Origin of the sequence: Halomonas sp. McD50-4 (assembly GCF_022348135.1) — a bacterium.
In the GTDB taxonomy this organism is placed as follows: Bacteria; Pseudomonadota; Gammaproteobacteria; order Pseudomonadales; family Halomonadaceae; genus Vreelandella; species Vreelandella piezotolerans.
Genome location: NZ_JAKRFG010000006.1, coordinates 168984 through 190799, shown reverse-complemented (window position 1 = coordinate 190799; position 21816 = coordinate 168984). Strand labels below are relative to the sequence as shown.

At 60.1% G+C, this 21816-nt stretch carries 21 protein-coding genes; 8 read left to right on the top strand and 13 right to left on the bottom strand.

Annotation, left to right across the window (positions count from 1 at the left end; genetic code table 11):
* Positions 1–3 precede the first annotated feature (3 nt).
* Entirely contained in the window at positions 4–786 is a 783-nt protein-coding gene (locus MHM85_RS09775; protein ID WP_153843744.1) for an ABC transporter ATP-binding protein, read from the bottom strand.
* The gene (locus MHM85_RS09770; RefSeq protein ID WP_139525976.1) at positions 786–1853 is read right to left on the bottom strand and encodes an ABC transporter substrate-binding protein; all 1068 of its coding nucleotides are present in this window, start codon (positions 1851–1853) and stop codon (positions 786–788) included. The genes MHM85_RS09775 and MHM85_RS09770 overlap by 1 nt, the downstream gene beginning before the upstream one ends.
* A gap of 411 nt (positions 1854–2264) precedes the next feature.
* Here MHM85_RS09770 and MHM85_RS09765 point away from each other — a divergent pair, with 411 nt between their 5' ends.
* Complete coding sequence (locus MHM85_RS09765; RefSeq protein WP_139525977.1) at positions 2265–3824, top strand: BCCT family transporter; 1560 nt, start codon at positions 2265–2267, stop codon at positions 3822–3824.
* Positions 3825–3838: 14 nt separating this feature from the next.
* Here the strand turns inward: MHM85_RS09765 and MHM85_RS09760 are convergent, their stop codons facing one another.
* Positions 3839–4660 (bottom strand): flagellin, encoded by an 822-nt coding sequence (locus MHM85_RS09760; protein WP_139526241.1) that lies wholly within the window; start codon positions 4658–4660, stop codon positions 3839–3841.
* 114 nt (positions 4661–4774) lie between these two features.
* Complete coding sequence (folK, locus tag MHM85_RS09755; protein ID WP_168444476.1) at positions 4775–5221, bottom strand: 2-amino-4-hydroxy-6-hydroxymethyldihydropteridine diphosphokinase; 447 nt, start codon at positions 5219–5221, stop codon at positions 4775–4777.
* Positions 5222–5454: 233 nt separating this feature from the next.
* Here folK and MHM85_RS09750 point away from each other — a divergent pair, with 233 nt between their 5' ends.
* Complete coding sequence (locus MHM85_RS09750; RefSeq protein WP_139525978.1) at positions 5455–6237, top strand: SDR family oxidoreductase; 783 nt, start codon at positions 5455–5457, stop codon at positions 6235–6237.
* 55 nt (positions 6238–6292) lie between these two features.
* On the opposite strand, the gene ybiO is transcribed toward MHM85_RS09750, so the two are convergent.
* From ybiO to MHM85_RS09725, 5 genes are all read right to left on the bottom strand, one after another.
* Complete coding sequence (gene ybiO, locus MHM85_RS09745; protein WP_139525979.1) at positions 6293–8656, bottom strand: mechanosensitive channel protein; 2364 nt, start codon at positions 8654–8656, stop codon at positions 6293–6295.
* A 201-nt stretch (positions 8657–8857) separates the two neighbouring features.
* Complete coding sequence (locus MHM85_RS09740; RefSeq protein WP_139525980.1) at positions 8858–9289, bottom strand: YqaA family protein; 432 nt, start codon at positions 9287–9289, stop codon at positions 8858–8860.
* A 19-nt stretch (positions 9290–9308) separates the two neighbouring features.
* Positions 9309–10133, bottom strand: a complete 825-nt coding sequence (locus MHM85_RS09735) for an IclR family transcriptional regulator C-terminal domain-containing protein (RefSeq protein WP_139525981.1) — start codon at positions 10131–10133, stop codon at positions 9309–9311.
* Between the two features lie 112 nt (positions 10134–10245).
* Positions 10246–11046 (bottom strand): enoyl-CoA hydratase, encoded by an 801-nt coding sequence (locus MHM85_RS09730; RefSeq protein ID WP_139525982.1) that lies wholly within the window; start codon positions 11044–11046, stop codon positions 10246–10248.
* A gap of 107 nt (positions 11047–11153) precedes the next feature.
* Positions 11154–12113, bottom strand: coding sequence for a rhodanese-related sulfurtransferase (locus tag MHM85_RS09725; RefSeq protein WP_139525983.1), 960 nt, complete (start codon positions 12111–12113; stop codon positions 11154–11156).
* 225 nt (positions 12114–12338) lie between these two features.
* Here MHM85_RS09725 and MHM85_RS09720 point away from each other — a divergent pair, with 225 nt between their 5' ends.
* Positions 12339–13028 carry a pirin family protein gene (locus tag MHM85_RS09720; protein ID WP_139525984.1) on the top strand — a complete coding sequence of 230 codons (690 nt, stop codon included), beginning with the start codon at positions 12339–12341 and terminating at the stop codon, positions 13026–13028.
* 99 nt (positions 13029–13127) lie between these two features.
* Here MHM85_RS09720 and serA read toward each other — a convergent pair whose 3' ends face one another.
* Entirely contained in the window at positions 13128–14372 is a 1245-nt protein-coding gene (gene serA, locus MHM85_RS09715; RefSeq protein WP_139525985.1) for a phosphoglycerate dehydrogenase, read from the bottom strand.
* A 275-nt stretch (positions 14373–14647) separates the two neighbouring features.
* Here serA and MHM85_RS09710 point away from each other — a divergent pair, with 275 nt between their 5' ends.
* The 5 genes from MHM85_RS09710 to MHM85_RS09690 all read left to right on the top strand — a co-directional run bounded on the left by MHM85_RS09710 (position 14648) and on the right by MHM85_RS09690 (position 19250).
* Entirely contained in the window at positions 14648–14923 is a 276-nt protein-coding gene (locus MHM85_RS09710; protein ID WP_139525986.1) for an exodeoxyribonuclease VII small subunit, read from the top strand.
* Positions 14917–15810 (top strand): (2E,6E)-farnesyl diphosphate synthase, encoded by an 894-nt coding sequence (ispA, locus tag MHM85_RS09705; protein WP_139525987.1) that lies wholly within the window; start codon positions 14917–14919, stop codon positions 15808–15810. Before MHM85_RS09710 ends, ispA begins: the two co-directional genes overlap by 7 nt.
* A gap of 2 nt (positions 15811–15812) precedes the next feature.
* A complete protein-coding gene (gene dxs / locus MHM85_RS09700) occupies positions 15813–17747 on the top strand; it encodes a 1-deoxy-D-xylulose-5-phosphate synthase (RefSeq protein ID WP_139525988.1) in 1935 nt (644 codons plus the stop codon).
* 43 nt (positions 17748–17790) lie between these two features.
* On the top strand, positions 17791–18552 hold the full coding sequence (djlA, locus tag MHM85_RS09695) for a co-chaperone DjlA (RefSeq protein ID WP_139525989.1): 762 nt from the start codon (positions 17791–17793) through the stop codon (positions 18550–18552).
* A 68-nt stretch (positions 18553–18620) separates the two neighbouring features.
* On the top strand, positions 18621–19250 hold the full coding sequence (locus MHM85_RS09690; RefSeq protein WP_139525990.1) for a glutathione S-transferase family protein: 630 nt from the start codon (positions 18621–18623) through the stop codon (positions 19248–19250).
* On the opposite strand, the gene MHM85_RS09685 is transcribed toward MHM85_RS09690, so the two are convergent.
* The 3 genes from MHM85_RS09685 to ribA form a co-directional block, all read right to left on the bottom strand.
* Positions 19251–19787 carry a hypothetical protein gene (locus tag MHM85_RS09685; protein ID WP_231125645.1) on the bottom strand — a complete coding sequence of 179 codons (537 nt, stop codon included), beginning with the start codon at positions 19785–19787 and terminating at the stop codon, positions 19251–19253.
* Between the two features lie 20 nt (positions 19788–19807).
* A complete protein-coding gene (locus tag MHM85_RS09680; protein WP_239285797.1) occupies positions 19808–20977 on the bottom strand; it encodes a zinc-dependent alcohol dehydrogenase in 1170 nt (389 codons plus the stop codon).
* A 165-nt stretch (positions 20978–21142) separates the two neighbouring features.
* Positions 21143–21778: a GTP cyclohydrolase II gene (gene ribA, locus MHM85_RS09675; protein ID WP_139525992.1), complete on the bottom strand. Its 636-nt coding sequence runs from the start codon at positions 21776–21778 to the stop codon at positions 21143–21145.
* Between the last annotated feature and the right edge of the window lie 38 nt (positions 21779–21816).

The following is a 21816-nucleotide window of genomic DNA, read 5'->3' as shown; positions in this document are numbered from 1 at the left end:
CCGTTAGGTGCTGCGCACGTCGCCAATCTGGGCGCGTAAGTCCTGCACTAGGTCGATAAAGGGCTTTTCGTAGGTGGTTTCCAGCGCTCGCGGGCGAGGCAGTTCGATACGGCGCCGTTCGATGACGCGGCCGGGGCGGCGGCTCATGACGTAGACCGTGTCGGCCAGGAACGCGGCTTCGCGGAGATCGTGGGTCACCAGCACGACGGTAAAGCGCTGGGCTTCCCATAAGTCCCGCAGCACGCACCACAGCTCTTCGCGGGTAAAAGCGTCTAGCGCGCCAAAGGGCTCGTCCAACATCAGCAGGCGCGGCCGATGAATCAGCGCGCGGCAAATGGAGGCCCGCTGCTGCATACCCCCCGAGAGCTGCCAGGGATACTTATCTTCGTGCTCGGCCAAGCCAACCGTGGCAAGCAACGCCCGCGCCCAGCCTTTGAACTCCTCGCGGCGCTGCCGAAACTGCCGCCGATACGGCTCGACGATCTCCAGCGGCAGCAGCACGTTATCCAGGGTAGTACGCCAGGGAAGTAGATTGGCGTTCTGAAACGCCATGCCCGAGATCTTCAGCGGTCCGGTCACGGGTGCATCGTCCACGCGCACGCTGCCCTGGGTCGGCGCGTGCAGCCCGGTACATAGCTTCATGAAGGTGGATTTACCGCACCCGGAGGGCCCCACGAAGGCGACGAACTCGCCTTCGTGGATAGCGAGATTGATATCCTCGATGGCGTTGCCGGTGCCATCATAGGCCAGGCTTACGTCATCGAAACGGACAAACGCTGCCGACATCACTCGGTCTCCGATAGCAGCATGCGCTCTTCTACCGGCGGCAGGTAGCGGGAATCGAACACTTGATCGGGCGACGGCAGCGTCGGCAAATCATAGGCATCAGCGACCAGTTGAATCGCCTGCATCAAGCGCTCGTCATCCACGCCGCCTACGCCAAACTCGCGGGCATCCGGGGTGTCCACCACGCTCTCCAGCGCCAGTTTCAAACGGCGGGTCTCCATCTCCACATCGATCAAGCCATCGCGGTTTTTCACGTACTCGATGGCGGCGTCTGGGTCGGCCAGCGTTTCTCCTAGCGCACGGTTAAAAGCACGCAAAAATCCCTGAACCGCCTCGGGATTGTCTTGGGCAAAGGCTTCGCTAGCCAATATCGCGTTGCCGTAGAGCGGCACGCCATAGTCAGGGAACGGCATGATGGTCAGATCCTCTTCGCTCATTCCCCGCTCTTCCAGGTTCAGCAGGCTGGTGAAGTAGAACCCGGTGATGGCATCTACGTCGCCACGGGTCAGCAGGGTTTCCCGTAGCGTGGGGTCGACGTTTTGCCACTCCACGGCATCGGTTTCTAGCCCGTTGGCAGCCGCGAAAATGCCCCAGGCGCGGTAGCCGGTATCGAAGGCGGGCGCGGCAATGGTTTTGCCTGCAAGATCGGCGGGGCTTTCAATGCCGCTCTCTTTGCGGGCAAATACCGCCGCTGGCGTGCCGTCATAGACGATGTAGACCCCCTGGATGCCAGGGCCTTCGGGATTTTCGGCCAGGAACTCGATCAACGCGTTCAGGTCGCCAAAGCCCATTTCGTAGGCGCCTGACGCCACCCGATTCACCGCACCTGCCGAGCCGCTGCCGGAATCGATCTGCACGTCCAGGCCTTCTTCGGCGAAATAGCCCTTTTCAGCCGCCATCAAGAACGGTGCAGCGGGGCCTTCGAATCGCCAGTCGAGCTGGAAACGGATAGGGGTCATGTCTGCCAGAGCGCCCATCGGCAGCAGCGATAGCGCTAAGCCGCCTAGCGTGCTGGAGATCGTGCTGGAGATTGAGCGGGGTGAAGCAGAACCAGGGCGTTGTGTCATGGCGTGAGGCACCTTGTATACAATGATGCCCTGCCCGTTGCAGCAATACTGCCATTTTTCGATTTTTACTATTTTTTCATAGCGTTATAGGGCTGCCGATAGCGGAAGGCGCTCCGTAAACGTTCAAAATGGTGCAATCACTTTGCGGCACGCACCATTTTTAAACATTTCCGCTCTAATCGTTAGACTTTGGTCTAATTCATCGGTACACTGTGCTCAGTTTCCTGTCCTCGCGCCATTCATTGAATGGCGCTTTTTTTTGTCCTGAAAATTTGTCCTGAAAACGGGCGGCGACGACGGGTATCGCATCCAATGCTCCTGGGCCGTTAAGTCGGCTCACGCAGCGGTTTGTTAAACTCGTGGTTCTGCTTCCGCATTTCTCCCTGCCACTCCCATCCATAGGTGTTCATCATGAACCAACCTCCTCGACACGCCGAGGGGTCTTCGCGTTTCTCCCTCGGCGATCCTATCGTGCTGCTGCTCAGCATCGGCTTTATCGTGGCGTTTCTTGGGCTCTCGTTTTATGACATCGAACGAGTCGCCAGCTCGATTAGCGCAGGCTTCGCCTGGACGGCCCTCGTCCTGGGCAGCTATTTCCAACTCCTGCTGTTACTGACGTTTTTCATTGCGATGGGCGTGGCGTTGACGCCCGCGGCGAAAGCCAAGATCGGTAACCTCGATGCACCCGAAATGAGCACGTTCAAGTGGCTTTCGATCATTCTGTGTACCCTGCTAGCCGGTGGCGGCGTGTTTTTTGCCGCAGGCGAGCCGGTGTATCACTTCGTCGTGACACCGCCTGCGTTCGATACCGAACCGGGCACCGCCAACGCCGTTGCCGGTGCGTTGGGTCAATCGTTCATGCACTGGGGCTTCATGGCCTGGGCCGTGCTGGGCTCGCTCACCGCCGTGGTGCTGGCCCATGCGCACTACGTAAAAGGCCAGCCGCTTCAGCCGCGCACGCTGCTCTACCCGGTGTTGGGCGAGCGCTTGATGCGTGGCCCGCTGGGCAGCATCGTGGATGCCTGCTGTGTGATTGCTCTGGTGGCGGGCACGGTCGGCCCCATCGGCTTTTTGGCCACGCAGGTGAGCTTTGGCTTGCATGAGTTGTTTGGTCTGCCGGAGGGCTACACGGGCCAGCTCATCATCCTAGGCGTATTGGGCGTTATCTATGTGCTCTCTTCCATGAGCGGCGTCCACAAGGGCATTCAGCTGTTGAGCCGTTTCAACGTGCTGCTGGCGCTGGCCATCGGCGCCGTCATCATCGTATTCGGCCCCACGCTGTTTTTGGTCAATACCTATCTGTCCAGTATGGGGGCCTATATCAGCGAGTTTTTCACCATGGCGACGATGACCGCTGAAACCGCCCCGGCGTGGTGGATGCAGTGGTGGACGGTGTTCTTCTTTGCCTGGTTCATTGGCTATGCGCCGCTGATGGCGATCTTCGTGGCGCGCATTTCACGGGGCCGCAGCATTCGCGAGATGATCGTGGCCGTGGCGGTGCTCGCCCCGATTGCCACCACCGTGTGGTTTACGCTGCTGGGCGGTTCGGGCATCTATTACCAGCTCACCGGTGTGATCGACCTCAGCGAAGCGCTCAACAACTTCCAATTCGACGTGGCGACGCTCACGGTGGCCCAGGCGCTGCCCGGCGGCACCTGGATGGCGCTGGCGATTCTGCTGCTAACGACGATTTTCGTGGCCACTACCGGCGATTCGATGAGCTATGCCATTGCCGTCGTCGGTGCGGGACACGATGCCCCCAGTCCCTACATGCGCGCTTTCTGGGGCATTGCCATGGCGCTGATGGCGGCCGTGCTGCTGTACATGGGCGCAGGGCAAATCAGCGCGCTGCAGCAGTTCATCGTGATCACCGCGATCCCGGTGTCGCTGATACTGCTGCCTTCGTTATGGAACGGGCCGCAGGCGGCTTATGCCATGGCACGGGAACAGGGCATCATCGACGAACGCTGATCGGCGGCTCGTCGTTATAGCCCCTCCAGCAGCCGCAGAATCAGCTGTGGCTGCTGGTTGACCCGGGTCAGCATGGCGATACCCACCTGTTGTAGCAGTTGGGCACGAATCAGATTGGAGACTTCTTGCGCGTAGTCGGCGTCTTGGATACGCGACTGGGCGGCGGAGGTGGTGATGATGTTGGTATTGAGGCCGTCGATGACGCTCTCGAAACGGTTCTGTACCGCGCCAAAATAACTACGCTGACGATCGACCTGCTTCATGGCCTCATCCACGACATCCATCGGGTTGGGCGTGGCCGAGCCATCGTCCAATACGCTGAAACCGTCCATGCCCAAGGCCTGGCGCCCCATTCCCGAAAAGCGCACGCCAATCACATCTCCGGCGTTGGCGCCCACCTGAATGTTGAGGGTTTTATCGCTCTCGACCAGCCTGATGCCGTTAAAATTACTCTGCCCAGCGACGCGATCGATCTCCTCCAGGCGCTGGTCGATTTCCAACTGAATAGAGGCAAGATCGTCTGACGAATTGGTGCCATTGAGCGCCTGAACGCTCAACTCGCGAATACGCTGCAGGCTGTCGTTGATCAGGTTCAGCGAACCTTCGGCAGTTTGCACCATGGAAATTCCGTCATTGGTATTACGGATCGCCTGGTTCATGCCGCGGATCTGCGCGCCCATGCGATTAGCGATGGCCTGACCCGCAGGGTCGTCTTTGGCGCTATTGATACGCAGCCCAGACGACAGACGCTCCATGGAGGTCTGCATCGCTTGTTGGCTCGTACGCAAATGGTTCATTACCAGTAGCGACGTGATATTGGTCGCAAGGCTGATCACATAAGTGACCTCGACGGTAAGCGCGAAGGCGCCGTTAGCATCGTTATCGGCCAATGGCCAAAAAACATGAGGCCTGCAGCATCGACGACACCTCACATGCTGGCGATGGCAGGGCTACGAGACGGGGCCTGCGCTTATGGAGCGCCCGCTGGCGCTCAATACCGCATCGACCGGGCCACGCACGTACTGATGCTTGAAGTAACCGTCGTCGACGATTTCACCGTCCCACGCCACGATGTCTAGATCCATGGTTCGAGGACCGGATTTGATCGGCCCGCGCACCCGTCCCAAGCGATCCTCGACCTCTTTCAGATAGGCTTTGAAGGCGTCCCGATCCAGCGCAGTGCGCACCACCAGCGCGGCATTGAGAAAATCGGGCTGATGTTGAAAGCCCACCGGCGACGTACGGACGGCGGACGAGCGGGCCACCAGCTCGCACTCGCTGCTCAAAATCTCCAGCGCTTGAGAAAAGTGGTGTTCGGGTTCGATATTGGACCCCACTGAGATCACGCACTCATGGTGCATGCTGCCGGTTGTTGCATGCGACGACGTTGATGACATAGCGACATTCCATAGATAAGCCGATGATGGTGTAACGAGGTCAAAACGCTTTCACACGGCCATGCACTCATCCAAAGGCCGATAGACGCAAGCAGGCTGCGTTTTCACAGAGTAGAACGTGGGTCATTTTGTTCAAGCTCTGTACAAGTTATTGACAAACGCTGCGCTCACGCAGAGAGTCTTCGTTATTGCTCCACCACCATTCACTTCCTATCGACAGCGAGGGATTCGTCATGCCGACACCTGCGGCACTCGTCACCGGCGGCGCCACACGGCTTGGTCGCCACTTTGCAGAAGCCTTGGCCGACAAAGGTTTCGATATTGCTCTGCACGTGAACAGCTCACGCGGGGAGGCTGAAGAGGTCGCCACGGTGATTCGCGGCAAAGGGAGGGAGTGCGAGATACTACCCTGTAACTTTCTGAGCGACTCGCTGGAGAGCCTGATACAACAGGCGGTAACACGCTTCCCCGGCTTGAACGTGCTGCTCAATAGCGCCTCGGCCTACGAGCCCGCGCCCATCGCAAAGACCGAGCTGGCAATGCTGGAGACCCAATTTCGGGTCAATATGTTCACCCCGCTGCTTCTCACACGCCATTTTGCCGATGCGGTAGCGCAGGGCCAGGTGATCAACATCATCGATAACAAGGTGGCCTATCACCAGTACCCGTATGCGGCCTACTTGCTCTCCAAAAAGAGTTTGGCCGAGATGACGCGGATGGCCGCGCTGGAGTTTGCTCCACGCCTGCGCATCAACGGTATTGCGCCGGGAGTGGTGTTACCCGCCTCTCAACGCACCAGCGACTATATCCAGTGGCGCATCGACGGGATTCCGGTGGATCACCAGGGCGATCCAGCCCACCTTGTACAAGCCTTGCACTATCTACTGGACAACGCCTTCGTCGCCGGACAAATCCTGTTCGTGGACGGCGGCGAGTCGATCAACCTCGAAGGTCGCCACTCCGAGAACTATCATCCCAAAAACCATCACTCCAAAAACCAACCCGGCGACCGCTGACCCAACGCAAAGAGGCCGCCCGGAGGCGGCCTCTCGTAGGTCACGATATCAATGCTTAGGTCTCATCGACATCGTCATGATCCGGCTTGTGATGCTCCGGGTTATGCTGTAGTGCGTCTTCGCTGCGCTCTGACAAGGGCGCCGTTTCGGTCCGTTTTTTCTCGGCTTTCGCCTCCAAAATACGCACGTTGGCGGGCGGCGTCTTGCCCCCTTTGGTTTCGCCAAAGTAGAGCGTGGTATGCGGGAACGGAATCTCGATGCCCGCGGCGTCGAAGCGCAGCTTGACCAAACGATTGTAAGCGCGGCCCACGGCCCACTGATCGCCTGGCGTGGTCTTGATCACGACACGGATATTGACCGAGCTGTCGGCCAGCGCGGTGACACCCGCCACGGTCATGTCCGCCAACAGTTTATGACCATGCTCTTCGCTGGCTTTAAGATCTTCGAAGGCTAGCTGTAGCTGCTCGATCGCCTCGTCGATACTTTCGTTGTAACCAATGCCGTACTCGCCCACATGGTTGCCGTACTCACGCATGTAGTTGGAGACGGTATCGACGCTGGAGAACGGTACGATATGGTAGGTACCGGACAGGTCACGAATGCCCACCGAGCGGATACTCAAACGCTCGGCCGTGCCGGTCACGCCGCCCACGGTGACCACGTCGCCGGTGTTCATGGCGTTCTCTACTTGAATGAACACCCCGGTGATCACATCCTGCACCAGCTTCTGCGCACCAAAACCAATCGCCAGACCCAGCACACCGGCACCGGCAATCAGCGGCCCGATGTTGATGCCGATTTCCGACAGCACGATCATGCCGGTGATGGTCACCATGGCAATTGCCAGCGCGTTACGGAATAAACTCAGCAGCGTTTTGGCGCGAGCCGACGGCTCACCATGTCCGGTTTCCGGGTTGAGCTTGTGCTCGATCAGGCTCGCCAGCCCCAGCCAGACACCGAGAGCCACGATCAGAATGACGGCCACGCTGATCAGGTTACCCACTAGGTTGGCGCCACGCTCGGAAGCATACCAAGCGGCGAGGTTAAAGGCTCCCCAGGCGTCCAGCACGACCATGATTACCGCGACGACGATCACCGTGCGCAGCACGCGCAGCGCGTTGGGCACGTAGCTATTCAAACGCACTTCCAAAAGCGGCAGTTTGCGGCGCAGATCGTCGGAGAGCTGGATACGACGGCCAATGGTTTGCGTCAGAAACGCAGAGAGCAGCAGGCCTACGACCACGGCCCCCAAGGTTTTTAGTGTCGCGTAAAGTACGAAGGGCAGCGCATCGCCTGGACGGGTCAGGGTCAGCACGAACACCATCAGGAAGTAGATCAATGCAAACAGGTGCCACGTCCGGGCAAACAGCTGCAGCGACACACGGCTCGCCGTCAGCGTCGAGCGCGCGCTCATTTGATTTAGATTATCGCGCAGGCGCACGCGGTTTTTGAGCACCACGCCCACCGCATAGATAAACGCCAGCAGCATGATCAGCGTGCCGACCGCTTGTCCCAGGGTGGCGGCCACATAGAAGTTGACCAGCGGCACGACGACCATCAGGCCGTACCCCACCATGCCAATCAGGCGCGCCAGCCAGCGGTTCCAATACGAGGCTTCTTGAGCTGAAATCGGTAATAAGCGAAGACCCTCGTAACGCGAGGAGAAGAGCATTCGTACACCGGCTTTGAGCAGTTCGATGATCAAGAAGGCATTTAAAAAGAGCGACGCGCGGGTAGAGAGTTCACCGGTCTCTCCCACGGCAAAGGTGGCCACCAAGTTACCGCCAACGTACGCCAGGGCGATCAAAAGAATATCGACGACCGCGGCGACCGCGACACACAGCACTAAACGTAGCACCGGCGTCAGTCCCGTGCCCTGCTGTGACCAGCCGCTGATTTTGGTGAACAATGATTTTGCCAACCGGCGGAACACCATAAAAATGGCGAAGGTCGCCACGATCACGATGCCCAGGTTGATGGCTGCGCTCATGAAGGCCGCCATATCGAAGCTGCTGCCCGTGCCTTGGCCGGTGAACATATTGCCGACGATCGCCGCAGCCTGCTCGATCTGACCGCCCACATCACCTACTACACGGCTGGTCAACTCTGCCAACTGGCGGGGTAGTGAGACGTCCTCGGGCGCTACGTTGCCCCCCGCGGCAGCGGCTTCCGGCGACAGCTCGGCCGCAACGCCAGCAGGCAACTCAGACGCTTGATTACGCAGCAGTTCAATGAGCTCCTGGCGGGCCTGCTCGTCTTCCAGCAGGTCGGCCAGCGCCGCATAAGAGGGCTGCTCTTCAGCGACGGACGCATCGCTCTCGGCGCTTAACGTGGTTTGCGCCATGGCTGGCCCGGCCAGCATGGCGAACAGCGCCAGCATCCAGACGCTGAGCCAGGGGAGTAAACGTAGTGACGTCACACCATAACCTCCTTTTGGGTGAGTATTTGCCATCCTGCCCTCGTTAAAATTCAACCTAAGAATGTTAAACACAGGATAGTGCATCCAATGGAAATGCAAGCTTTGTATAACGCTCGATCCAAAGTGACTAGCGTAACATGACTCGAAGAAAGAGACGTTAACGCGACTGTTTTTTGCGCGCCATATAAGACAAGGTAACCTTCAGTGGCAGTAAGGGGCTAACCACTGCTGAGCCATGGTGATCAACAGAGCGTAACGCGCCCCTTTGGCCAATACGATCCACAACATCGCCCGCCACCAAGCAAGGCGCATCACCCCTGCCAGCACGGTGAGCGGATCGCCAATCACGGGTAACCAAGACAGCAGCAGGCTCGCCTCACCAAAGCGGTGATACCAGCGCTCGGCGCGGGCCAGCCCCTCAGGCGACGCCGGAAACCAGCGGCGATCTTGAAACTGACGAGCGTAGCGGCCCAGGGCCACATTGATCAAACTGCCCAGCGTGTTACCCACGGTAGCCACAGCCCACAACGCCAGCGCAGGCTCGCCCACACACCATAGCCGCGCCAGCCACACTTCCGAGCCACCGGGTAGCAGCGTGGCGCTCGCCAGCGCCACCCAAAACAGGCTGAACACGTTACGCGTCCTCTCTCGCTCAGCGGGGCAACTGCCCCCCCAGCTGTTGCGTGATCTCTGACGCGACCTGGCGCACTAGCGCACCGAGCACGAGCAGGCGCTCTTCGGGGATACGCGCCATGGGGCCCGAGACAGAGATGGCGGCCAGCGGCGTGGCGTGCTCATCGAAGATGCAGGCCGCCACACAGTGCAGGCCAATGGCGTGCTCTTCTCGATCACAGGCAAAGCCCTGGGCACGAATGTCGGCCATTTCTGTCTGCAGCGAGTCCGTTCGGTAGAGGGTGTTCTCCGTGACGCGTGCCAGCTCATAGCCGCCTTCCAGCAGTGCACTACGCTCCTCTTCGCTCGTCCACGCTAGCAGCGCCTTGCCCACGCCGGAGGCGTGCAGTGGGGCGCGGGAGCCCAAGCGCGTAATCATGCGCATCATCTGCGGAGACTCGTTTTGAGCAAGAAAGACCGCCGTGGCCCCGTCGCGAATACCTAGATTGGCCGTCTCACCGGTCTCCGCGGTGAGGCGGCGTAAAAAGGGGCGACTTTTAGCCACCACGTCGCGGGCCTCTAGAAAACTGTTACCAATACGGAAGGTTTTGACATCGATACGCCACAGGCCCTGGTCACTCTCCTGGGTCACGAAGCCCTGGCCTTGTAGCGCTTGCAGCAGGCGATGGGTGGTCGAAGGGGCCAAGTCGGCCATCTCCGCCAGCTCCGAGAGTGCAAGGCCCAGCGGGCTAGCGGATAGGTATTCGAGCAGCGTGAGGCCACGCACCAACGATTGGCTATGCCCTCCGCTCGCTTTCGTGGCTCCCGCCGGACGTCCGACTGATCTGCGCTTGGCTTCACTCACCTGACTACTCTCCTGACGGCGCTCAATACGTAAAAAGCCAGCAGGATAACGCGCCGCAGGGGGCGCTGTCGCGTTTACGGAAACAAATTCCACCAATGGCTAGCAGCGTGTACTAGCGATGCTGCCAGCGAGGCGCGCGCTTTTCGATAAACGCATCGATGCCTTCTGCCACATCCTCGGCCAGCATGTTGCACGCCATGGTGTCGCCCGCAAAGGCATAGGCCTCTTCCAGCGGCATAGCGAGCTGGCGGGCAAACATCGCTTTGCCGGTACGCACCGCCACCGCGCTTTTACCACCAATGCTGGCCGTTAGCGACGCCACGGCACTGTCTAGCTCGCCCTCTTCGGCAACACGATTGATCAGCCCCCACTCGGCGGCGGTGTCGGCGCTAATGAAGTCACCGGTCAATAGCATCTCCATGGCGCGTTTACGGGGAACATTACGCGAGAGCGCTACGGCGGGCGTCGAGCAAAACAGGCCCACGTTAATGCCGGAGACGGCAAAGCGGGCGCTGCTGGCGGCCACGGCCAAGTCGCAGCTGGCGACGAGCTGGCAGCCGGCGGCGGTCGCGATGCCCTGTACTTTGGCAATCACAGGGACAGGACAATGAACAATGCTTTGCATCACCTGGCCACAGCGCGCGAAGAGCGCTTGGTAGTATGCTTCGTCGGGGTTCGCGCGCATCTGCTTCAGATCGTGGCCTGCACAAAACGCCTTGCCGTTGGCCGCTAGCACCACACAGCGCACCCGATCGTCTTGGGCAATGTCATCCAGCGCCGTTTGCAGCGCGTCCAGCATCGCCTCTGAGAGCGCATTGAAGCGCTCGGGCTGGTTGAGCGTGAGGGTGACGACGCCCTCCTGCGCGGTGCGCATTAGGCAGTCGTTGGATGGGGATGCATGAGTGGGCGACATGGCAGGCTCCTGGGCAGATGTGGCTACCCAGTCTAGCGCTTGCTGGGGCCGCCGAGGGCGCGCTACGACCAAAGTGGCCTCCCGGTCGGCGGCAGGCCACCTCTGGGTTACGCCTTCTCGCGGGCGTCCTGGCGAGGGTTGTAACCCAGCGGGTGAGGTTCGCCGCGCGCTTTGGCCAGCTCGATCTGACGCTGACGCTCGCGGGCGGCGGCGCGGGTTTTCTCGGGCAGCGAGTCGATGCAGTGGGGACAGCTGATGCCTGGCTCGTAGGCCGACGACTGCATATCCTCCTGGGAGATCGGCATCCGGCAGGCGTGGCACTGCTCGTGCTCGCCTTCGCTAAGATCGTGACGCACGGTGACTCGGTTATCGAACACGAAGCACTCGCCCCGCCACAGCGACTGCTCTTCCGGTACTTTTTCCAGATAGTTCAACACGCCGCCTTTCAGGTGGTAGACCTCTTCGAAGCCCTCTTTCAGCATAAAGCTGGAGGCTTTTTCGCAGCGGATACCGCCGGTGCAGAACATGGCGACTTTTTTATGCTGTTCCGGATTGTAGTGCTCGCGGACATACTCCGGGAACTCGCGGAAGGTGGTGGTTTTTGGGTCGATCGCCCCCTCGAAGCTGCCAATCGACACTTCGTAGTCGTTGCGCGTATCGATGACCAGTACGTCCGGGTCGGAAATAATAGCGTTCCAGTGCTCTGGCTCGACATAGGTGCCCACGGTGTCGTTCGGGTCGATACCCGGCACGCCCAGCGTCACGATCTCTTTTTTGAGCTTTACTTTGGTGCGATAGAACGGCGGCTCGTCACAAAACGACTCTTTGTGGTCGATATCGGCCAGGCGCGGGTCGGCGGTCAGCCAGGCCAGCAGGGCGTCGATGCCCTCGCGGCTCCCAGCCACGGTGCCGTTGATGCCCTCTTTGGCGAGCAGCAGCGTGCCTTTTACGTCGTTATCGACCATCGTTTGACGCAGCGGCTCGCGCAGCGCTTCGAAATCGTTCAGAGTAACAAATTTGTACAGCGCCGCCACCACGATGGGCGGCGTTGGGGTCGGGGTCGTCATGGCGTGCTCCTGGTAGTCGCCCTCGCAAAGGGCGGACCGGGTTAAATGAACGCGCGTATGATAGCAAAAAGTGCGCCTTCGGCGCATCTCGGCGAGGCTGACCCAGATCAAAGACGTGTCAATCGTCGATTATTTCGACGCCATCATTGAGAAAGCTTCATCCCACGACGCACACACTCGGTCGTATAGTAGACGGCAACTCGACTCCGTCATTGAGGTGCTTTCATGAAGATTCGTCGTTCCAACGAGCGGGGCTACGCGGACCACGGCTGGCTGCGCTCCTACCACACCTTCTCCTTCGCCAACTATATGGATCCCAACCATATGGGCTTCCGTGCGCTGCGGGTGATCAACGAAGATCGCGTCGCACCCGGCCACGGCTTTGGTGCCCACCCCCACCGGGATATGGAGATCATTTCCTACGTGCTCGAAGGCGAGATGGAGCACAAAGACAACATGGGCAATGGCGAAGTCATGCGCCCTGGCGACGTGCAGCGCATGTCGGCGGGTACCGGCGTCCTGCACAGCGAGTTCAACCACTCCCAGGAAAACGGCCTTCACTTTTTGCAAATCTGGATCGAAACCGCCCAGCGTGGCATTCGGCCCAGCTACGAACAGAAGCACTTCCCCAGCGCCGAGCGGCAGGGCCAGTGGCGTTTGGTCCTCTCCCCCGATGGCCGTGATGGCTCGGTGAGCGTGAACCAAGACGTCAACCTTTACGCCAGCCTGCTAAGCGCCGGGGACCACCTCACGACACCGCCCTCACGCTACGCATGGCTACATGTGGTGAAAGGGACCATCGAGGTGAACGGCGAACGGCTCACCACCGGCGATGCCGCTGCGTTTACGCCGGATGAGCACGTCGAGCTCACCAGCAGCGACGCCAGCGAAGTGCTGCTGTTCGATCTAGCCTGATAACGTCTTGTTAGGTCATTGATGAAACGCAAAACGGCCCCTGCGGGGCCGTTTTGGTGACAAGCGCTAACTCACTATTTACTTAGCTATTTTGCTTGCTTAGCTATTTTGCGCCGAGTAGAGCACACGAATCTTCAGCGTGTGTTCCACTTCCTTCAGCGCTTCCAGCGCCTGCGGGCCGTAGGCTTTATCGACATCGATGACCACGTAGCCGACCTTATCGTTGGTCTGCAGATACTGGCCCGAAATATTGATGCCGTTTTCCGACAACACGCGGTTGATCTGAGAAAGCACGCCGGGCACGTTGTCGTGAATGTGCAGCAGACGGTGCTTGTCCGGATGGGCGGGCAACGCCACTTCGGGGAAGTTGACCGAGGTGACCGTGGTACCGTTGTCCGAGTAAGTGATGAGCTTCTCGGAGACTTCGATACCGATATTCTCCTGAGCCTCCAACGTCGAACCACCGATGTGTGGCGTCAGAATCACGTTGTGCAGGCCACGCAGCGGGCTTTGGAACTCTTCGTCGTTGCCCTTCGGCTCGACTGGGAAGACATCGATGGCCGCGCCATTGAGTTTGCCCGCTTTGATCGCCTCGGCAAGCGGCTCGATCTCAACTACGCTGCCGCGGGCGGCGTTGATCAGAATCGCTCCGTCCTTCATGGCCGCGATCTCTTTGGCACCGATCATCCAGCGGGTCGAGGCCAAGTCCGGCACGTGCAAGCTGACCACGTCAGCGCGGCCGAGTAGCTCTTCCAGGCTGCCTACCTGATTAGCGTTCCCCATACCCAACTTGGTAATCACGTCGTAGTAAATGACGTTGAAGCCCAAGGATTCGGCCAATACGGAGAGCTGCGCGCCAATGCTGCCATACCCCACGATACCGAGGGTTTTGCCACGCGCCTCGTGGGAGTTTTTCGCCGATTTCAACCAGCCCCCCTGGTGAGCACGGGCATTCTTTTCGGGGATACCGCGCAGCAGCATGATCGCTTCGGCCAGCACCAGCTCAGCCACCGAGCGTGTGTTGGAGTACGGCGCGTTGAAGACCGCGATACCGCGCTTGAGCGCCGCATCCAGGTCGACCTGGTTGGTACCGATACAGAAACAGCCCACACTCACCAGCTTCTCGGCCGCCTCGAACACGCGCTCAGTCAACTGCGTGCGGGAGCGGATACCGATGAAGTGAACATCGCGAATCTTCTCGATCAGCGCCTCTTCATCCAGCGAGGTCGGCAGAAGCTCGATGTTCTCGTAACCGGCGTTGTGAAAATTGTCCACCGCGCTTTGGTGGACGCCCTCGAGTAGCAGGATCTTGATCTTGCTCTTTTCCAGGGACGTTTTGGCCATGGCTGAATCAACCTCTATGGTCGGCGGCATGCGCCGTGTATCGGTTCACGGGAGGCGCATATGGTAGCACAGCCGCTGGCGCTCTCGGCGGCCTGGTGTGATGAAAAGTGTGCGCTTTCAAGATGAACGCAGCGCAAGTCGATCAATCAACCCATGGTGAGGGCAGACGCCGCCCCCTCGCCTCGGTGTATACTGTGCGTTTATTTGACAGCACGCAGCCACACTCGTCGCCCTGGCGGACACTAGGGCGCCCGGAAAACGGTAGGCACTGCCCGATGAGCGACACGACACCCCCACACGATTTTGCCGCAACGGTGGCCCAACTCGAGACCATTGTGGAACGCCTGGAGTCCGGCGAACTCTCATTGGAAGATGCGCTGACCGCCTTCGAGCAAGGCGTACGACTCACCCGCGACGCCCAGCAGCGGCTCGACAGCGCCGAGCTGAAGGTCCGGGCGCTGAGCGAAGATGCCGACGGCAAACTCGACGTCGCTCCCTTTGCCAGCACCTCGGAAGCAGGCGATGACAGCGAGGAGACGCCGCCATGGTAACGGCTCAAGCTTCCCGGCTTACCACGCTGCGCCACGCCAGCAGCCGCCGTGTCGACGCGACGCTTGCCGCTCTGTTCGACGCTCGCCCCGCCGTCGATGCGCGCCTGGAAGCCGCCATGCGCCACGGCCTGCTGGTCGGTGGTAAGCGCCTACGTCCACTGCTGGTCTATTTAGCGGGCCAAGCCCTCGGGGCGAGCGACGACGACCTTGACGCGCCAGCGGCCGCCATCGAACTGATTCACGCCTACTCGCTGATTCACGACGACCTGCCTGCCATGGACGATGACGACTTGCGGCGCGGTCAGCCCACGGTGCACAAAGCCTTTGATGAGGCCACCGCCATTTTGGCGGGCGATGCCCTGCAAGCGCTGGCATTCGAAGTGCTCGCGAGTCGCCCATCTCCTCGCCTGAGCCAACTAGTCACTACCCTGGCAGTCGCCTCGGGCCGTGACGGTATGGTGGCGGGGCAAGCGCTGGATCTGGCCGCCGTGGGCGGCCACCCGGATGCCGAGGCCATGGCCCACATGCATGCCCATAAAACCGGCGCGCTGATCGTCGCTGCCGTCCGGCTAGGGGGGCTCGTCGCCGTGGATGACCACGATCCGCGCCTGGCGGCGCTGATTCGCTACGCCCGCGCCATTGGGCTAGCCTTCCAGATTCATGACGACATCCTGGATGTGACGGGTGACACCGCCACGCTGGGCAAAATGTCCGGCGCTGACGCTGCCCGCGCCAAACCTACTTATCCCAGCTTGCTGGGTCTGGAAGGGGCGCAGCGTAAAGCGAACACGCTTATTGACGAGGCCATTGCCGCCCTCGCCCCGCTAGGCGAGCAGGCCGCACCCCTGGCCGACCTTGCCCACTATATGATCGAGCGCGACCACTAACGATGCCTATGAAGCTGTTCGACGAGATACCCCGCGAGCGCCCGGCGACGCCACTGCTCGACTCCTTTGACCACCCCGCCGCGCTGCGGGCCATGAACGCCAAGCAGCTCGCCCAGCTCGCCGACGAGCTGCGTGCCTACTTGCTCTACAGTGTCGGCGTTACCGGCGGCCACTTTGGTGCCGGGCTAGGCGTTGTCGAGCTCAGCGTCGCGCTGCATCACGCCTTTCACACACCGAAAGACCGCTTGGTATGGGACGTGGGCCATCAGGCCTACCCGCATAAAATCCTCACTGGGCGGCGCGATGCCATGCTCAGCATTCGCCAGCACGGCGGCTTGGCGGCATTTCCACGTCGAGCCGAGTCCGAGTACGACACCTTTGGCGTGGGCCACTCCAGCACCTCGATTTCTGCCGCGCTAGGCATGGCTCTGGCCGCCCAAGCGCAGCGAGACCCGCGCAAGGTATGCGCCATCATTGGCGACGGCGCGCTGACCGCGGGAATGGCGTTCGAAGCGCTGGCTCACGCAGGCCACGTCAATGCCAATCTGTTGGTCGTGCTCAATGACAACGAAATGTCGATTTCCGAAAACGTCGGCGGCATTGCCACCTACCTTGCTCGGGTGCTCTCCAGCAAGCCCTACCTCAAAATGCGCGAAGAGGGCAAAAAGGTGCTCTCGCACCTGCCCGGCGCGCTGGAGCTTGCCAAACGTACCGAAGAGCACATGAAAGGCATGGTCAGTCCCGCCACGCTATTCGAAGAGATGGGCTTTCACTATGTCGGCCCCATCGACGGTCACGACTTGGAAGCGCTGACCCAAACGCTGCGTAACCTGCGCGACCAGAAAGGGCCGCAGTTTCTGCATATCAAAACGGTCAAAGGGAAAGGCTTCCTGCCCGCCGAAGCGGACCAGATTGGCTACCATGCGATCACGAAGCTGGAAAAAACCAGCGCAACCGTGAGCGCCCCGCTGGTGAGCAAACCGGCCAGCCCCAGCGCGCCGAAGAACGCCCCCAAGAAAAAGTACTGCAACGTGTTCGGCGACTGGCTGTGCGATATGGCCGCCGCCGACCCACGCCTGATGGGCATTACACCTGCCATGGGTGAGGGCTCGGACTTGATACGCTTCTCGCAAACGTATCCCCAGCGTTACTTTGACGTGGCGATCGCCGAGCAGCACGCGGTGACTCTCGCCGCAGGGATGGCCTGTGAAGGTATGAAACCGGTGGTGGCGATCTATTCCACCTTTCTGCAGCGCGGTTACGACCAGCTGATTCATGACGTGGCGGTGCAACATCTGGACGTGACGTTCGCTATCGACCGTGCAGGTCTCGTGGGCGAAGACGGCCCCACCCACCACGGCAGCATGGATCTTTCGTTTCTGCGCTGCGTGCCGGGCATGGTGATTCTGGCGCCTGCCGATGAAGCCGAATGCCGCGCCATGCTCAGCGCCGCCTACTACCATCCTGGACCAGCCGCCGTGCGCTACCCCCGCGGCACCGGTCCTGGGGCCGTCATTCCAGAGCACCTAGAGCCGCTGGCGATTGGCGAGGCCCAGGTGCGTCGCGAGAGCACCAGCGACGGCGTGCGCATCGCGCTGCTGGCCTTTGGCAGCGTGAACAGTGCCGCCGCCGACGTGGCTGAGAAGCTCAATGCCACCCATATCAACATGCGTTCCGTAAAGCCGCTGGACCGCGACGCGGTGCTTCACGCGGCGGACGAACATGAGCTGCTGGTCACCTTGGAAGAGAACGTCGTTGCGGGCGGTGCAGGCAGCGCAGTCAACGAGCTGCTCAACGCCGAAGGCGTTCAAGTGGAAGTCCTTAACCTAGGCCTGCCAGATGCCTTCGTAGAGCACGGCACGCCCGCCGAGCTACTGCGCGACTGTGGCCTGGACGCGGAAGGTATCGAGCGCGCCATTCGTGCCCGGCTGCCGTAACGTTCATGCGCACCCCACGTGAATATAAACTATCGAGATCTCTATGTTATTTCTAATCATTGTGTTTGGTTTGATTGGCCTCGCCATCGGGGGCCCCATTGGCCTCCTGGTGGGTGGGGGCCTAGGTTGGTGGCTGGGACGGCGCATTAGTCGTCGCTTGCACGCAGCTCGCATGCAGCTTCAAGAAGGCTTTTTGGAGTCGATCTTTTCGGTGATGGGCTGCCTGTGCCAAGCGGACGGCAAGGTTACCGAAGGCGAGCTCGGCGTGACCGAAAAGCTCTTCGATCAGATGCGTTTGCAGGGTGAACACCGCGCCAAAGCGCGCGCGGCCTTCGAGCGTGGCCGCGCCGATGATTTCGATCTGGAAGCGGAGCTGGCCAAGGTCAACCGCCTGACCCAGCGCCAGCCGGTACTTCGTCAAGTCTTTTTGCAGGTTCAATTGAGCGCCATTGCCGCCGATGGCGTGCTGCACCCTGCCGAGCACGAGATGATACTGCGTGTGGCTCGCGGCGTTGGCTGTAGCGATGCCGAGGTGCAGCAAATCGAAGCCATGCTGCACGGTGCGGCGGCCAATTCTCAAGGCGCCAGCGAGGAGGCGTTGAAAGATGCCTACCGCGTGCTTGGGGTATCGGAAGATGCCAGCGACGCCGAGATCAAGAAAGCGTATCGTCGCCTGATGAGCCAAAACCATCCGGACAAACTGGCCGGCAAAGGGCTGCCGGAGAGCATGCGCGACGTCGCCCAGGCACGCACTAGCGAAATCGGCAACGCTTACGAACGTATCCGCGCAGCCCGCGGCCAATAGTCGGTCCGTGACAGACGGCAAGGGAGTCGCTACATTGAAAGCTTCACGGTACTGCCTGGAGCCGACGAATGATCTCGCTATACAGCTTTCCCAACTCCCGCTCTTTACGAGCCGCCTGGACGCTTGAAGAGCTGGGTCTGCCATACCAGTGCCACCACGTTGCGCTGGATAAAGGCGAAGGGCAAAGCACCGAGCATCTCGCCCGCCATCCGGATGGCAAAGTACCGGTACTGGAAGACGGGGAGCTAACGCTATTCGAGTCAGCCCCCATCTGCCGCTACCTCGCCGAGCGATATGGCGAGGGGCAACTGCTGCCACAGCACGAGACCGAACGCGCACAGGTCGACCAGTGGCTTAGTTTCATCGTTACCGAGATCGAGCAGCCACTGTGGCTGCAAGCCAAGCACAAATTCGCCCTGCCTCAAGACAAGCGCGTCCCTTCAGTGCTACCCACCGCCGCTTGGGAATTCCAGCGAGCCCTGCTCGCGCTCGAGCGCCGCTATCGTGGCCAGGAAAATCTGGTGGGCGATACCTTCACGTTGGCGGATCTGTTCTTAACGCACACGCTCACTTGGGCCACAAGCATGAAACATCGCTTGCCGGAGCCGCTGGTGGCCTATCGCGCCCGCCACGCCAATCGCCCAGCGCTTGCCCGCGCCGCCGAAAAAGAGCAAGCAGCGGCGCAAGCGAACCAATAATCACGCATGAGGCGCAGGAAGCCGGGGTGGCAACTGCGCCTGACCCTCTTCGGCGCGGGCGGCACCCCAGGCACTCTTCAAGCCCCCCGGAAAACCACTTCGCTGGCTATAATCTGGGGTGATACCGCCTTGATAGGCATGGCGTTGGCTCAGCGCTTTGGCGCAGCCATAATCCACTATCGTCAGCACGCCTACGGCGGTGAGTGCCAAATAAAGGTTCTCTTTATGCGACGGGTGACGCTTCAAGGCAAACGTAAGCGCTGAAAAGTCGAGCACATCCCCCACCACGCGGCTCCATATCGCGCGGGTCGGATTATCAGACAGCGCGCCGATGCCGCTGACGACTCCGCGGGCACCGCACGCGCGTATTTTATTGTGCCGCTGCGGCATTCCCAGCGCTCGGCCTAGCCGACGCGGCGCCACTAACTGATACAACCCCATCCCTAGGCTTAACCACCCCAAACCTCTGGCCAGCTTGTCCGCTGGTGACATCGAGCGTGTTGATGAGCGGGAATGGCGTTTCATCGGTGTGTTCATGCACTCCTCCCTGGGTAGCATCACGGTTTCAGTATGACTTTGACGCAGCCATCCTGTTTATCTCGAAAGGTTTGATACATTTCAGGCCCCTGGGCCAAATCCACCGCGTGGGTAATCACAAACGAAGGATCGATTTGTCCCTCGTCGATACGCCGTAACAGATCGTCCGTCCAGCGGTTGACGTGGGTTTGCCCGGTGCGCACGGTGAGGCCTTTGTTCATCAGTGCCCCCATAGGAATTTTATCGACCAACCCGCCATACACCCCGGGAATGGATAGAATACCGGCCGGACGGCAGACGTAGATCATTTCACGTAACACGTGAGCGCGGTCGGTTTCTAACCACATGGCCTGCTTTACCCGGTCGTAGACCGAGTCCAGCGAGCGCGTGGCGTGGGCTTCTAGCCCCACCGCGTCGATGCACTTTTCAGGCCCTTTACCGTGAGTCAGCTCCTGCAATCGGCCGAGTACGCTCTCGTGGGCAAAATTGAGCGGAATCGCACCGCCGGCAGCAGCCATCGAGAGTCGCTCGGGCACGTTATCAATGACCACGACCTGCTTGGCGCCCAACAGTACCGCACTGCGAACGCAGAACTGACCAACCGGGCCTGCGCCCCAGATCACGACGGTATCGGTGGGCTGAATGTCACACTGCACGGCGGCCTGCCAGCCGGTGGGAAAGATATCGCCTAGAAACAGCACCTGCTCATCGGTGAGCGTATCGGGCACTTTAATGTGGGTGGTTTCGGCGAAGGGCACCCGCACAAACTCGGCTTGGCCGCCTGCATAGCCGCCAGTGAGTTGAGAGTAGCCAAATAGTCCAGCACCGCCATGGCCAAAGACTTTATCTGCCAGAGACTTGTTACGATTGGAGCGTTCGCAAACCGAGTAGTTACCGCGCTGACACTGCTCGCATTCGCCACAAAAAATGGTGAAAGGCACCACCACCCGGTCGCCTACCTTGAGGTTTTTCGTCTCGCTGCCCACCTCCATCACCTCGCCCATGAACTCGTGGCCGAGGACATCGCCACAGGACATACCGGGCATATAATGGTCGTAAAGGTGCAAATCAGAGCCGCAGATGGCGCAGCTACTCACATTGATAATGGCGTCGCGGGGATGTTCGATTGCGGGGTCGGGCACGGTGTCGTAACGAACATCGTTCTTACCGTGCCAGCACAATGCTTTCATGACGGCTTCTCCTGACTAAGGTGCATATAGCGTCCTGCTACGTATCACCATAGCTCAGACACCCAACAACCAAAGTTAAGAAAAGCAGGTTATTGCACGTTCGAAGAAAAACGCGCTTTTAACGGGCAACTTAGATTAAAAACGCGATCAATAAAGGTTAGCTACTTAGCCTTTGCGCTCGATATCCACATCGCTGGCTTGGGTAAAGTCGTCCAGCGCCATCATATGGCCAAGCTTTCCCGCCTTGGTGGAAAGATACTGCTCGTTGTGGGGATTCAAGCCAGTGGTGATCGACAGCCGCTCGACGACGTTTACCCCATCGCGACTCAACGCATCCACCTTACGAGGGTTGTTGGTCATCAGCTTAAGCGCGGTGATGCCCAAGTGGTCGAGCATCGGGACGCAGAGGTCGTAGCGGCGCATGTCGGCACCGAAACCGAGTTGCTCATTGGCCTCTACGGTATCGGCCCCCTGGTCTTGCAGATGATAGGCACGGATTTTATTGAGCAGCCCAATACCCCGCCCCTCCTGACGCAAGTAGAGCAGCACGCCGCGCCCCTCTTCGGCGATGCGCTTCAGCGCTTCTTGCAGCTGGTAGCCGCAGTCGCAGCGCATGGAAAACAGCGCATCGCCCGTCAAGCACTCGGAGTGTACGCGCCCTAGTACCGGCTCGCCGCCGCTCACATCGCCCAACGTCAAGGCGATGTGGTCCTTACCCGTGGCGTCGTCTTCGAAGCCATGCATAGTGAATGTGGCCCAGGGAGTGGGCAGCCGAGAGGCAGCAATGAAGCGAATGGTCACAGGTTTCCTCGCTGATTAACCAAACCAGTTAACCACAC

Excerpts from the sequence above, each read along its gene's own strand:
- MHM85_RS09775 (WP_153843744.1), bottom strand. The coding sequence starts at position 786 with ATGTCGGCAGCGTTTGTCCGTTTCGATGACGTAAGCCTGGCCTATGAT.
- MHM85_RS09770 (WP_139525976.1), bottom strand. The coding sequence starts at position 1,853 with ATGACACAACGCCCTGGTTCTGCTTCACCCCGCTCAATCTCCAGCACG.
- MHM85_RS09765 (WP_139525977.1), top strand. The coding sequence starts at position 2,265 with ATGAACCAACCTCCTCGACACGCCGAGGGGTCTTCGCGTTTCTCCCTC.
- folK (WP_168444476.1), bottom strand. The coding sequence starts at position 5,221 with ATGTCATCAACGTCGTCGCATGCAACAACCGGCAGCATGCACCATGAG.
- MHM85_RS09750 (WP_139525978.1), top strand. The coding sequence starts at position 5,455 with ATGCCGACACCTGCGGCACTCGTCACCGGCGGCGCCACACGGCTTGGT.
- MHM85_RS09730 (WP_139525982.1), bottom strand. The coding sequence starts at position 11,046 with ATGTCGCCCACTCATGCATCCCCATCCAACGACTGCCTAATGCGCACC.
- MHM85_RS09725 (WP_139525983.1), bottom strand. The coding sequence starts at position 12,113 with ATGACGACCCCGACCCCAACGCCGCCCATCGTGGTGGCGGCGCTGTAC.
- MHM85_RS09720 (WP_139525984.1), top strand. The coding sequence starts at position 12,339 with ATGAAGATTCGTCGTTCCAACGAGCGGGGCTACGCGGACCACGGCTGG.
- serA (WP_139525985.1), bottom strand. The coding sequence starts at position 14,372 with ATGGCCAAAACGTCCCTGGAAAAGAGCAAGATCAAGATCCTGCTACTC.
- MHM85_RS09710 (WP_139525986.1), top strand. The coding sequence starts at position 14,648 with ATGAGCGACACGACACCCCCACACGATTTTGCCGCAACGGTGGCCCAA.
- ispA (WP_139525987.1), top strand. The coding sequence starts at position 14,917 with ATGGTAACGGCTCAAGCTTCCCGGCTTACCACGCTGCGCCACGCCAGC.
- dxs (WP_139525988.1), top strand. The coding sequence starts at position 15,813 with ATGCCTATGAAGCTGTTCGACGAGATACCCCGCGAGCGCCCGGCGACG.
- djlA (WP_139525989.1), top strand. The coding sequence starts at position 17,791 with ATGTTATTTCTAATCATTGTGTTTGGTTTGATTGGCCTCGCCATCGGG.
- MHM85_RS09690 (WP_139525990.1), top strand. The coding sequence starts at position 18,621 with ATGATCTCGCTATACAGCTTTCCCAACTCCCGCTCTTTACGAGCCGCC.
- MHM85_RS09685 (WP_231125645.1), bottom strand. The coding sequence starts at position 19,787 with ATGAACACACCGATGAAACGCCATTCCCGCTCATCAACACGCTCGATG.
- MHM85_RS09680 (WP_239285797.1), bottom strand. The coding sequence starts at position 20,977 with ATGAAAGCATTGTGCTGGCACGGTAAGAACGATGTTCGTTACGACACC.